General features: G+C 76.4%; 12 protein-coding genes. 6 read left to right on the plus strand and 6 right to left on the minus strand.

All coding sequences use genetic code 11. From position 1 onward, the window contains the following. Positions 1-47: 47 nt before the first annotated feature. The 4 genes from rsmI to Cpa01nite_RS09825 all read left to right on the plus strand — a co-directional run bounded on the left by rsmI (position 48) and on the right by Cpa01nite_RS09825 (position 4,104). Positions 48-905 (plus strand): 16S rRNA (cytidine(1402)-2'-O)-methyltransferase, encoded by an 858-nt coding sequence (rsmI, locus tag Cpa01nite_RS09810; protein ID WP_239068679.1) that lies wholly within the window; start codon positions 48-50, stop codon positions 903-905. Between the two features lie 87 nt (positions 906-992). Further along, positions 993-2,180 (plus strand): aminotransferase class I/II-fold pyridoxal phosphate-dependent enzyme, encoded by a 1,188-nt coding sequence (locus tag Cpa01nite_RS09815; protein ID WP_203668582.1) that lies wholly within the window; start codon positions 993-995, stop codon positions 2,178-2,180. Between the two features lie 141 nt (positions 2,181-2,321). Further along, a complete protein-coding gene (locus tag Cpa01nite_RS09820) occupies positions 2,322-3,041 on the plus strand; it encodes a head GIN domain-containing protein (RefSeq protein WP_203668583.1) in 720 nt (239 codons plus the stop codon). A 151-nt stretch (positions 3,042-3,192) separates the two neighbouring features. Continuing rightward, complete coding sequence (locus tag Cpa01nite_RS09825) at positions 3,193-4,104, plus strand: DUF8757 domain-containing protein (protein ID WP_203668584.1); 912 nt, start codon at positions 3,193-3,195, stop codon at positions 4,102-4,104. Here the strand turns inward: Cpa01nite_RS09825 and Cpa01nite_RS09830 are convergent. Together Cpa01nite_RS09830 and Cpa01nite_RS09835 are read right to left on the minus strand one after the other, a co-directional pair. Next, positions 4,101-4,550, minus strand: a complete 450-nt coding sequence (locus Cpa01nite_RS09830; protein ID WP_203668585.1) for a DUF488 domain-containing protein — start codon at positions 4,548-4,550, stop codon at positions 4,101-4,103. The two genes, Cpa01nite_RS09825 and Cpa01nite_RS09830, sit on opposite strands and share 4 nt — an antisense overlap. 2 nt (positions 4,551-4,552) lie before the next feature. Continuing rightward, positions 4,553-4,759, minus strand: a complete 207-nt coding sequence (locus Cpa01nite_RS09835) for a hypothetical protein (protein WP_308439367.1) — start codon at positions 4,757-4,759, stop codon at positions 4,553-4,555. Positions 4,760-4,975: 216 nt separating this feature from the next. On the opposite strand from Cpa01nite_RS09835, the gene Cpa01nite_RS09840 reads away from it, so the two are divergent. Further along, entirely contained in the window at positions 4,976-6,589 is a 1,614-nt protein-coding gene (locus Cpa01nite_RS09840; protein ID WP_203668586.1) for an alpha/beta fold hydrolase, read from the plus strand. Continuing rightward, on the plus strand, positions 6,586-7,029 hold the full coding sequence (locus tag Cpa01nite_RS09845; RefSeq protein WP_203668587.1) for an acetyltransferase: 444 nt from the start codon (positions 6,586-6,588) through the stop codon (positions 7,027-7,029). Before Cpa01nite_RS09840 ends, Cpa01nite_RS09845 begins: the two co-directional genes overlap by 4 nt. Positions 7,030-7,045: 16 nt before the next feature. Here Cpa01nite_RS09845 and Cpa01nite_RS09850 read toward each other — a convergent pair whose 3' ends face one another. The 4 genes from Cpa01nite_RS09850 to Cpa01nite_RS09865 form a co-directional block, all read right to left on the minus strand. Next, on the minus strand, positions 7,046-7,990 hold the full coding sequence (locus Cpa01nite_RS09850) for a 4-(cytidine 5'-diphospho)-2-C-methyl-D-erythritol kinase (protein ID WP_239068680.1): 945 nt from the start codon (positions 7,988-7,990) through the stop codon (positions 7,046-7,048). A gap of 96 nt (positions 7,991-8,086) precedes the next feature. After that, complete coding sequence (locus Cpa01nite_RS09855) at positions 8,087-9,055, minus strand: ribosomal RNA small subunit methyltransferase A (protein ID WP_203668588.1); 969 nt, start codon at positions 9,053-9,055, stop codon at positions 8,087-8,089. A gap of 36 nt (positions 9,056-9,091) precedes the next feature. Beyond that, positions 9,092-10,348, minus strand: coding sequence for a resuscitation-promoting factor (locus Cpa01nite_RS18865; protein ID WP_275406235.1), 1,257 nt, complete (start codon positions 10,346-10,348; stop codon positions 9,092-9,094). Positions 10,349-10,698: 350 nt separating this feature from the next. Then, positions 10,699-11,907: a resuscitation-promoting factor gene (locus Cpa01nite_RS09865; protein ID WP_203668590.1), complete on the minus strand. Its 1,209-nt coding sequence runs from the start codon at positions 11,905-11,907 to the stop codon at positions 10,699-10,701. Positions 11,908-12,092 lie beyond the last annotated feature (185 nt).

Consider the following 12,092-nt stretch of genomic DNA (forward strand, 5'->3'; position numbering starts at 1 on the left):
GCGGGTGCGTGCGCGGCCGGCCCCGCGGAGGTGGCAGGCTGGCCCGCGTGACCCCCCAGGCTCCCGGCACCGGCCGGCTCGTGCTCGCGGCGACCCCGATCGGCGACGTGGAGGACGCCTCGCCCCGGCTGCGCCGACTGCTCGAGGAGGCCGACGTCGTGGCCGCGGAGGACACCCGCCGGCTCCGCGCGCTCGCTGCGCGGATGGGCGTGACGGTCGGGGGACGGGTGGTCAGCCACCACGAGCACAACGAGGCCGCGACCACGCCGGAGCTGCTCGACGTCGTCCGCGGCGGCGGGACCGTCCTCGTCGTGACCGACGCCGGGATGCCTGCCGTGTCCGACCCGGGTTTCCGGGTGGTGTCCGCGGCGGTCGACGCCGGGCTGACCGTGACGGCCGCGCCGGGCCCGAGCGCCGTGCTCACCGCGCTCGCGCTGTCCGGGCTGCCGACCGACCGGTTCTGCTTCGAGGGGTTCCCGCCGCGCAAGCCGGGGGAGCGGCTCCGCGCGCTGACGGCCCTCGAGCGCGAGCCGCGGACGATGGTGTTCTTCGAGGCCCCGCACCGGCTCGCGGCCACGCTGGCCGACATGGCGACGGCGTTCGGCGCCGACCGGCCCGCCGCGGTGTGCCGGGAGCTCACCAAGACGTACGAGGAGGTCGTGCGCGACGGCCTCGGGGCGCTGGCGGCATGGGCCGCGGCGGGCGAGGTGCGCGGCGAGATCGCCGTCGTCGTCGCCGGCGCGCCCGCCCGCGAGGTCGCGTCCGAGGCCGACCTGGTCGCCGAGGTGCTGGCGCGGGCCGACGGCGGCGAGCGGCTCAAGGACGCGGTGGCCGAGGTGGCGCAGGTCGCCGGCGTGCCGAAGCGCGACCTGTACGCGGCGGCGCTGGCGGCCAGGGGGCGCTGACCCGGCGGGCGGACCCGGCGCGGACCCGACCAGCACCTTCGCGGTTCCTCCACGACGCGCGGGCCCGTGCGGCACTAGCGTCGGGCCATGGAGTTCCGTCGCATCCCCGGCCTGCCGCCGTACGTGTTCACGATCATCGACACGCTCAAGGTCGACGCGCGGCGCGCCGGCCGCGACGTGGTCGACCTCGGCTTCGGCAACCCCGACCTGCCCAGCCCGCAGGTCGCGGTCGAGAAGCTCGCCGAGGCGGCGCACAACACCCGCAACCATCGGTACTCCGCGTCCCGTGGCATCCCGAAGCTCCGCCAGGCGGTCGCCGACCACTACCTGCGCCGGTTCGGCGTCACGCTCGACCCGGACACCGAGATCATCTCGACGATCGGCGCCAAGGAGGGCTTCAGCCACCTCATGTGGGTGCTGCTGCAGCCCGGCGACGCTGCGCTGGTGCCGACGCCGTCGTACCCGATCCACATCTGGGGCCCGTACTTCGCCGGGGCCGACGCGCGGCAGGTGCCGATCGGCGACGGCACGGACGGCGCAGGCTACGTCGACCGAATCATGGAGGCGTGGGACCTCGGCTGGCCGAAGCCGCGCGTGGTCGTGCTGTCCTTCCCGCACAACCCGACGACCACGACCGTCGAGCTGCACGACCTGCAGCGGCTCGTCGACTGGGCGAGGGAGCGCGACGTCGTCCTCGTGCACGACCTGGCGTACGCGGACATGTGCTTCGACGGTTGGACCCCGCCGTCGATCATGCAGTGCGCCGGCGCCACCGAGGTCGCGGTCGAGCTGTACTCGATGACGAAGTCGTACTCGATGGCCGGCTGGCGGGTGGCGTTCCTCGTCGGGCGGAAGGACGTCGTCGGCGCGCTGGCGAAGCTCAAGTCGTACCTCGACTACGGGACGTTCCAGCCGATCCAGATCGCCGCGACCGTCACGCTGAACGAGGCGACGGAGTACCCGGCCGAGCTGTCCGCGGTGTACGAGAGCCGGCGGAACGCGCTGGTCGACGGGCTGTCCCGGATCGGCTGGGACATCCTGCGGCCGCGCGGCACGATGTTCGCCTGGGCGCGGATCCCGGAGCCGTACCGGGAGATGGGCTCGATCGAGTTCGCCGAGATGCTGGTGCGGGACTGCGACGTGGCGGTGTCGCCCGGCGTCGGGTTCGGCCCCGGCGGCGACGGGCACGTGCGGTTCGCGCTCATCGAGAACGAGCAGCGGATCGCGCAGGCGGTCCGCGGGCTCCGCCGGGGGCTGACCCGGCTGGAGGACTGAGCCGCCGCGGCGCCGCCCCGGGGACCCGGGGTGGTCCTCAGGGTCCGTTCAGGGGACTCCCGGATGCCGGGCGCGCGCAGCGGCCTGGCAGGCTCGGACCGCGACGCGGGACAACCCTGCGCCCGGCACGAGGAGCGGGACATGGCACGGCGGACGACGACGGCAGCGGCGGCGGGGGCGGTCGGTGCGGGGCTGGTGCTCGGGCTCGCCGGGTGCGTGGGCGGTGGCGGGCCGACGGTGTCCCGGGACGTCGAGATCGAGGACGTCACGGCCGTGGAGCTCGCGTCGTCGGGCGACCTGACGGTGCGCCGCGGGGACACGCCGTCGCTCACGGTGCGCGCGCCGGAGGGGACGCAGGTCCGGCTGGTGTCCGAGGTCCGCGACGGCGTGCTGGTGCTCGACGCGCGCGGTTCGTTCGGGTTCCAGGACCTCGGCGACGTGGAGTACGAGCTGGTGGTGAGCGAGCTCGAGCGGGTCGTGATCAGCGGCTCGGGCGACGTCACCGCGTCCGGCGTCTCCGGCGACCGGCTGCAGGTCGGCATCTCCGGCTCGGGGAGCATCGAGCTGGACGGCGTCGACGCCGAGCAGGTGCAGGCGGCGATCGACGGCTCGGGCGGCATCGAGCTCGCCGGGCGGACGCGGAGCGCCGCGCTCGGCATCGACGGGTCGGGCGACATCGACGCGGAGGACCTGCGCGCGGACGAGGTGGACGCGTCGATCGGCGGCTCGGGGTCGATCGCCGTGCACGCCGAGCGACGCCTGGCGGCCTCGATCGGCGGCTCCGGCTCGGTGACCTACACGGGCGACCCCGAGGTGACCAGCGAGGTCGACGGGTCGGGCGACGTGGTCCGGGAGGACTGACCCGCGCGGTCGGATGCCCCGGGGACCCGACCAGTTCGGACGTGCTCGTTCCGAGCGATGAGCTCGGCGCGCGGCGCCGCGGCTGCGGCCGCTCGGGTGAGTGGTGACCGGATGACCACGATGGGTGCTCGACACCCGGCAGCATGTGAGCGTGCACGACCCGACGGTGGGCGCCACGCCTGCGACGACAGCCGCGTACGACCGGCGGACCGCCCTGCTCGCGGACACGCCATCCGTGATGTCACGGCCCGGGTGGGAGACCATCACCGTGCTCGTCGCGGTCAAGGCGTATCCGGTCATCGGGAGCAGGACCGGGGAGTCGGTCTGCGTCGCCGGGACCCGGCTCGACGAGCCGGTGCCGGAGTGGGTCCGCCTGTTCCCCGTCGGCTTCCGAGAGCTGCCGCGCGCCCGGCAGTTCCGCAAGTACGACGTGATCCGGTTGCGAGCACGCCGGCAGGGCGGGAACGATCGCCGGCCGGAGACGTTCCGGCCGGATCTGGACTCTTTGGAGCTCGGACCGCACGTGGACACCGACGGGGGGACCTGGCAGAGCAGAGCCGAGCTGCTCGGTGGGCTCCGGGGCGCCACCACGACGTGCGAGCTCGCCCGGCGCGCGCGTGCCGCCGGCCAGGACGCGCCGTCACTCGGCCTCGTGCGTCCACGGGTCCACGATCTCGTGATCCGGGACAACCCGGAATACCGCCCTGGCGGCGCACCACGGGTCGACGCGGACCTGTTCGGCGAGGAGCGAGAGGTGCTCGAGAAGACGCCGTTCGTCGCGACGTACCACTACATCTGCGCTGACGACCCGGACTGCCGCGGCCACCGGCAGAGCGTCGTGGACCGGGAGTCCGGCCAGCTCGCACGGTCCAACATCGCATCCATGGGTCGAGAGGCCGCTCGAGAGGCGCACCGCCGGAGGTTCCTGGACGAGATGTGCGCGCCCGGACGAGACACCCACTTCTACGTCGGAAACCAGCACCAGCACCCGGCGTCGTTCCTGGTGCTGGGGCTGTTCTGGCCGCGCGGTCACGTGCAGCCGACGTTCGCGCTCGACGTCTAGGCGGCGACGAGCTGGTGGCTCGCCACCGCCTCGATGACGAGACGGCGGTGGCAGGTGGTCTGGTCGGCCTCGAAGCACACGACGACCAGATCGGTGACCCCCGCGAGCTCGACGAGGCGGTCTACCGCGGCGCGAGCGCCCTCGGTCGTCAGGACCTCCGACGCGAACCGACGGTGCGCAGCGGCACCGGCCGGGGTGGCGGGCTCCGCGAACCCCGGCCTGTTGTCGCGCGGGTTGCCGAGCGCACGCAGGTGGAGGTACCCGAGCCCCGCCTCGTCCAGAGCGGCGGCGAGGCGCCGCTTCGAGAAACCGGGCCGTCGTGAGATCGGGGTGAGGCGGACGTCGACCACCACCGTCGACGCGGTGGCGTGAGCGAACTCGATCAAGTCGTCGACGGTCCGGCCCTCGTAGCCCCACCCGTGCAGCCGTGCGGCGAGGTCCGTCATGCTCACGATCGTGCCACAGCACGCCCGGCGCCGCGGAACCCCTGGAGCACGTCCGAACCCCCGACCACCCGCGCGCCCGGCACGGGGCCGGAGGCGCTCAGCACCGCGTCGGCCACGCCCGCGGCCGTCATCGCGGCCGCGATCACGAGCGCGTGCTGCCGGCTGCGCGCCAACGCGGCGACGGTCGGGCCCGAGTCGGACACGTCCACGCCGAGCGCTCCCTCGTCCGCTCGGTCGACGGCTCCGGCACGGTGCCGCGGGAGGACCGCGCGCCGGCTCGGCGTCGCCGAGTGTCCAGGAACTCGCCCGGTTCCCACGGGTTCGTCCTCGCGGTTCTGGTCACTCGGCGCCGGGCGGCCGGACCGATAAAGAGGACGCCCGCCGCCGTGCCCCTGGCTAGGGTCGGCGCGGCGGGAGGAGGACCCATGAGCGCGGCGGAGTCGACCGTCCACGAGGTGCGGCTGCCGGACGGCCGCACCCTCGTGGGCCGGAGCTGGGGGCCGCACGGGGGCCGGCCCGTGCTCCTGGTGGCCGGGGCGGGCACGGGATCGGCGCTGGCGTTCGGCGAGGACCTGCTGGCGGCCCGCGGGGTCCGGCTGCTCACGATGGACCGCCCGGGCATGGGCGGCTCGACGCCGGACCCGGCGCGCGACGCCGCGTCCACCGCCCGCGACTACGCGGCCTTCGCCGCCGGGGTCCTCGGGTCGTCGGCGCCGCTGCCGGTGGTGACCAGCTCGCAGGGCGCGCTGTTCGGTCTGGCGCTCGCGGCCGTGGGCGGCGCGTCGGCGCTCGTGCTGGTCTCGCCCGCCGACGAGGTGGCGCACCCGACCATCGCCCCGCTGCTCCCGGAGCACGCGCGCGGCCTGGCCGGGCTCGCGGCGACGGACCCGGAGGGAGCCCGTGCCGTCCTCGGCCGCGTCACGGCGGGGACGATGGAGGCGATGGTGCGCGACGGGGCGGTCGCCGAGGACCGCGCGGTGTACGACGACCCGGCGTTCCTGGCGCGGTACCGCGCCGCGCTCGCCGAGGGCTTCGCCGGGGGCGGGGCCGGCTACGTGACCGACACGCTGCTCGCCATGCGGCGGTGGGAGGTCGACCTCGGTGCGGTGGGGGTGCCCACCACGCTGCTCGTCGGGGCGCTCGACCGGGTCCACTCGCCGGACCTCGGCCGGACCCTCGCGTCGCGGATCCCGGGCGCTGCGCGGCGCGTGGTGCCCGGCGTCGGCGGAGCGCTGCTCTGGGTCCTCCCGCACCTGGTCCTCGAGCACGCGCTGGGCACCGCCGCGGACAGGCCCGGGCCCGCCGCGCTGGCGCGCGCCGCGCACGCCGAGACGTGGCAGGTGCACGGCCGGATCCGCGCCGGACGGGGCGGCGCCGTGGCGGCGCTCCCGGGCGCCCGGCTGATGGCCAGCGGCCTGCCGTACCCGCAGTGGAACAACGTCGACGTCCTCGACCCCGACCGCGTCGACGTCGCGGCGGTCCGTGAGTGGTACGCGCCCCGGGACGTGCCGTGGGGCGTGCGGGTCCCTGCCGGGACGCCGTGGCCGCACGGGCGGCACCTGTTCCGCAAGCGGCTCATGCTGCTCGCGGCCGACCGGCTCGTGCCCGCCCCGGTGGTCCCGGGCCTGCGCGTGCGGCGGGCGGGGGCCGCCGACCTGGACGCGGTGCTCGCGGTCGACGTCGCGGCGTTCGGGGGCGACCCGCGGGCGTCCCGGGCGTGGCTCGAGCCGCTCCTGCGGGCCCCGGAGGCGACCGTGGCGCTCGCGGAGCTGGGCGGCGTCCCGGTGGGCACGGCCTACGTCGTGCGGTCGCACGGCAGCGCGGGCCCGGCCGTCGGGCTCGGCGGCGTCGGGGTGCTGCCGGCCGCGCGCCGGCGCGGCGTGGCGGCGGCCGTCGCGTCCTGGCTCCTGGCGGGGGCGTTCGCCGCCGGCGCGCGCGTGGCGCACACCGAGCCCGACACCGACGGCGCGGCACGCGGCTACGGCCGGCTCGGGTTCGCCGAGGTGGCGGCGCTGGACGTCTACGTGGACCTGGCGTGACCGGCGGCGGCACCGCGCTCCGCCCGGCCACGCCGGAGGACCGGAAGACCCTGGTCGACGTCTGGCGGCGTGCCGTCCTCTCGACGCACGACTTCCTCGGGCCCGGTGACGTCGACCGCTACGAGGCCGTCGTCCGCGCCGCGCTCCCGCTGCTGACCGTGACGGTCGCGGAGCGGTCCGGCCGGGTGGTCGGCTTCGCCGGCGTCGACGGCGCACGGGTCGAGATGCTGTTCGTCGACCCGGACGCGCACGGCGCGGGGGTGGGCTCCGCCCTGCTGGAGCGCGCGGTGACGGGGCTGCCGGCGGTGGAGGTCGACGTGAACGAGCAGAACCAGGGCGCGCGCGCCTTCTACGCGCGCCGGGGGTTCCGTCCGGTGGGCCGTTCGGCGGTCGACGGCCAGGGACGGCCGTACCCGCTGCTGCACCTGCGGCGGGGGTGACCGCCGGCGGCGCGCGTCAGAGGACGTCCGAGCCCGCGACCACCCGCGCGCCCGGCACGGGGCCGGACGCGGTCAGCACCGCGTCCGCCACGCCCGCGGCCGTCATCGCGGCCGCGATCACGAGCGCGTGCTGCCGGCTGCGCGCCAGCGCGGCGACGGTCGGGCCCGACCCGGACACGACGACGCCGAGCGCGCCCGCGTCCTCGGCGACGGCCAGGGTCTCCACCAGGTCCGGGACGAGCTCGAGGGCGGCGTCCTGCAGGTCGTTGTGCAGCAGCGCGCCGAGCGCAGGGGCGTCCCCGGCCCGCAGCGCCTGCAGCAGCGCGACGTCGCCGCCCGCGTCCAGGGCCTCGCGGCCGGCCGCGAGCCGGTCGAACTCCTCGAACACCGCCGGCGTCGCGAGGCCCTCGTCCCGGACGCCGAACGCCCAGTGGTACTCGCCGCGGCTGAGCGCGGCGGTGAGCAGGTCGCCGCGGCCGGACCCGACGGCCGTCTGGCCCATGAGCAGGAACGGCACGTCGGAGCCGAGCTCGGAAGCGACCTCGTGCAGCTCCTCGCGGCTGAGCGCGGTGCCCCAGAACGCGTCGCACGCGATCAGCGCGGCGGCGGCGTCGGCCGAGCCGCCGGCCATGCCGCCGGCGACGGGGACGCCCTTGTGCAGGTGCAGGTGCACGCCCTCGTCGATCCCGGTGCGCGCGGCGAGCGCCCGGGCGGCGCGCAGCGCCAGGTTGCTGGCGTCCGTGGGGACGCGGTCGGCCTGCGGGCCGGACACGGTCACGCGCAGGTCGGCCGAGGCGGAGGCCACCACGTCCTCGTAGACGGACACGGCCTGGAACACCGTCGCGAGCGGGTGGTAGCCGTCGGGCCGGCGGGGGCCGACGCGCAGCGAGAGGTTGACCTTGCCGGGCGCCCGGACGCGGACCTCACGGCCGGTGCGGGGGGCGAGGCGCAGGTCGGTCACGGGACCACTGTGCCAGGTCCGGGCGCGTCCGGCGTCCCGGCGGCTGCGGGGCCCCGGGCGCCGCCCGCGGGCCGGCGCGCGCGGCGTCGCGCGAGGTCAGCCCGCCGTCGGCGCGTGCAGCTGCTCGGCGACCCTCGCGAACGCGGTGACGTCCAGCGCCTCGCCGCGCGCCTGCGGGTCGACCCCGGCGGCCGTGATGGCGCGCGTCGCCGCCTCGGCGCCGCCGGCCAGGGTCGCCAGCGCCGAGCGGATCATCTTGCGGCGCTGGGCGAAGGCGGCGTCGACGACCGCGAACACCTGCTCGCGGGACGCGGTCGTGGCGGGCGGCTCCCGGCGGTCCAGGCGGACCAGCGCGGAGTCGACGTTCGGCACCGGCCAGAACACCGAGCGGCCGACCGTGGCCGTGCGGCGGGCGGAGGCGTACCAGGCGGCCTTCACCGACGGCACGCCGTAGGTGCGGCTGCCGGGCGGCGCGGCGACCCGGTCGGCGACCTCGGCCTGCACCATGACGAGCACCCGCTCGAGCGTCGGGACGTGCTCGAGGAACGTGAGCAGCACCGGCACCGAGACGTTGTACGGCAGGTTCGCGACCAGCGCGGTCGGCGCGCGGCCGGGCAGCGCGCGGACGTCGAGCGCGTCCCCGCGGAGCACGGTCAGCGACGGGTGCGGCGGCGGGCCGGGGTCCGGGTCGCCTGGGGTGCCCTCGGGCACCGCCACGTCCGGCAGGTCCACCGTGTCGACGACCGCGCCCGGGACGTGCCGGCGCACCGTGTCGGGCAGCAGCCCCGCGAGGACCGGGTCGATCTCGACCGCGACCACGTCCGCGCCCGCCTCGAGCAGCCCGAGGGTCAGCGAGCCGAGGCCCGGGCCGACCTCGACGACGCGCTCCCCGGCGACCACGTCGGCCTGGCGGACGATCTTGCGGACCGTCCCGCCGTCGAGCACGAAGTTCTGCCCGAGGGTCTTGGTCGGCCGGATGCCCGCGCGCTCGGCGAGGGCCCGGATCTCGGCCGGACCGAGCAACGGCCCCGCCGCGGGTGCGACGGGGCCGGTGCTGGAGGACATGCGGGCGAGCCTACCGGGCCGCCCGCGGGTGCGGCGTCAGCCGAACAGCCGCGGACCGCAGTGCGGCCACTGGCCGGCGCCGGAGCGGTTGTAGAGCATCTGCGCGCGGGCGGTCTGCTCCTCGGCCGAGGCCTGCGAGGGCAGCCCGGCGCCGCCGACGGCGTTCCAGGTGGCGACCGAGAACTGGTACAGCCCGTGGTACTTGCCGGAGGCCGACACGATGGACGGGTTGCCGCCCGACTCGCACGCCGCCAGCGCGGCCCAGTTGAGGCCCGCGGCGTCGCCGCCGCCGACCGCCGGGGTGCCGGCGGACGGGGCCGCCGGGGTGCTCGGCTTCGTGACGACCGGCTTCTTCTTGGTGCCGACGTTCGTCACCTGGTCGACCGGCGCCTGGGTCACGGAGTCGGACAGCGTCTCGCGCGCCGTCTCCTGGCCGTCGACGGTGGTGACCCGGTCGACGACGGTCCGGACGCCCACGACGCCGGCGGTGGTGACCTTCGAGGTGCCCTCGTACAGCGACGCGTCCTGCTGCTCGACCGCGTTGAACGGCACCTCGTGCGTGGTGGTGACGTCCTGCACGACGACGCGGTTCACCACGACGGTGACGGTGCCGCCGGCGTCCTGGACGCTGACCCGGTCCAGGGGCTGCAGCGTGATGCCGAGGGCGTCGAGCGCCTCGGCGACCGTGGTGCTGCCGTCCGGCACGGGGTGCGTCGCGCCGTCGATCTGCACGGCGGCGGCGCCGTCGAGCGTGAGGTCGAGCGACAGGTCGGGACGGCCGCCCTCGGCGGAGCGGGACGCGACCAGGCGGACGTCGTCGCCGCGGGTCGCGAGCATGGTCAGCGCCTCGTCGGCGGTGAGCGCGGTCGTCCAGACCGTCTGCTCCGCGCCGTCGGCGGTGATCGTCACCTGGTGCGCGTGCCGCACGACGACGTCGACGCCGTCCTGCAGGGCACCGGTCGGGGACACGGTGTCGCGGGACCCCAGCTCGAGGTCGTGCTCGGCCAGCAGGCCGTCCACGCTCCCGGAGAAGGTCGACACGGTGGTGGTGACGCCGTCCACGTCGAGCGTGACGGTCTTGTGGGCGTCCGCGACGGCGACGCCGCCGGTGGCGAGCACGACCACGGCGGTCGCGGCGCCGACCAGGCGCACGCGACCCCGGCGCGACCGGCGGTCGCCGTCGGGCTCGGTGCCGGGGGACCCGGCGTCCGTGGTGTTGCGGACGACCCGGGTGCGCAGGGCGGCGGGCGTGGCGGCGAGGCGCGTACGGGCGCGACGGAGGAGGGAGGTCACGTGGTTCCAGACGACGACGGTCCCGGGCACGGGGGGCGGGGCGCGCCGCGCACGGCGCCCGGCGGTCGCCCGGGCCTGAGCCCGGAGCGGCGGCGGCACCTGGAGGGAGGTGCCGCGCCCGACGGTTCCCGGATCCCCGATCCGGCGGTCATGCCCCGCGCGCTGCGGCGCGGGTCCGCTCGAGGGGGGAGGGCCCCGGTCTGTCACGAGCGACACGCGACCGTAACCCATTCGTGACCATGTGCCAAGTGGTCGGGGCGTCGACGCAGGTCAGGCCCCGGGCCCGCCGTGGCTCAGCGAGGGCTCAGGGCGCGCACAGCGCCGCCGGGCGCCGCGGGGCCGGGCGTGACTCAGTACCAGCCCTTGGCCTGCGACGCCGACCAGGCACCGCACGGCGTGGAGTAGCGCCCGCCGATGTAGTTGAGGCCCCAGGTGATCTGGGTCGCCGGGTTGGTCCGCCAGTCGGCCGCGACCGTCGCCATCTTCGACCCCGGCAGGGCCTGCGGGATGCCGTAGGCGCCCGACGACGCGTTCTCGGCGTTCACGCGCCAGCCGCTCTCCTTGTTCCAGAGCTGCAGGAGGCAGGCGAACTGGTCGTCGCCCCAGCCGCGCTCGGCGGCGAGCTGCTTGCCGAGCTCCTGGGCGCTGCCCGGCGAGACGGTGATGTCGACCCCGGCCGCGACCTCCATGGTGCCGACCTTGACGACCTGGGTGACGGGCTCGACGGTGATCGCGGAGGCCACGACCTGCCGGTCGACGACGGCGCCGCCGACGCTGGCCGTGCTGTACGTGGTGGTGCGCACGCCGGCGCGGCCCGCGGTCTCGACCTTGCGGGTGCCCTTCGCGAGCGTGGGGTCCTCGACCTCCTGCTCCTCGAACGGCACGGCCTCGGTGACGGTCTCGCCGGCGGTCGCCGCGCGCGTGACCAGGACGACGAGGCCGTCGGTCGCGGTCGCGTCGAGCGGCACCGACACCCGGTCGCCCTCGTTCAGCACCAGGCCGATGTCCCGCAGCGCGTCGCGCACGGTCGCGCCGCTGGTGACGCCGTCGATGACCTGGCCGTCGACGGCCAGGTGGACCGTCTTCTGCGTCGACACCCGGAGCACGTCGCCGCGGTCCAGGTCCGCCGACCGGGACGCGGACAGCAGCGTCTCGTCGTCACGCAGGCCGAGCCCCTCCACGGCCTCGCCGACGGTCAGCGCCGTCGTCCACACGGTGCGGTCCTGGCCGTCGACCTGCACGTCGATCTCCCGGCCGTGCCGGACCACGATCTGCCCGCCGTCGCCGACCGGCTCGCCCAGCGCGGGCGCCACCAGGTCGCGGTCGCCGACCTCGATGTCGCCCGCCGCGAGCACCTGGCCGACCGTGCGGCCGAACGCGCTCACCTCGACCGCGACGCCGTCGACCTCGACGGTCACCGTCTTGTGCAGGCCCACGAAGGCGGTCGTGGCCCCGGCGACCAGCGCCAGCGCCAGCCCCTGGGCGCCGTACCGGAGCAGGCGCGAGCGCTTCGAGGGTGCGCTCGGCGGAGTCGGGGGCGCGGAGGGCGCGGGGGTCACGGGCGCAGGCACGCGGGGGCTCCAGCAGGTCGGTTCGGCGCGGGGAGGGACCGCGCCGGCTACAACCTCCCGACCGTAACCGATTCGTGACCGAGAGCGGAACCCGGGATCCGCGCGATCACCCGGTCCGCCGACGTCGGCACTCCCGTGCCGGGCGCGGCAGCTCCGGGTGCCGACCTCGGCGG

It is taken from the genome of Cellulomonas pakistanensis (genome assembly GCF_016862755.1).
Classification (GTDB): domain Bacteria; phylum Actinomycetota; class Actinomycetes; order Actinomycetales; family Cellulomonadaceae; genus Cellulomonas; species Cellulomonas pakistanensis.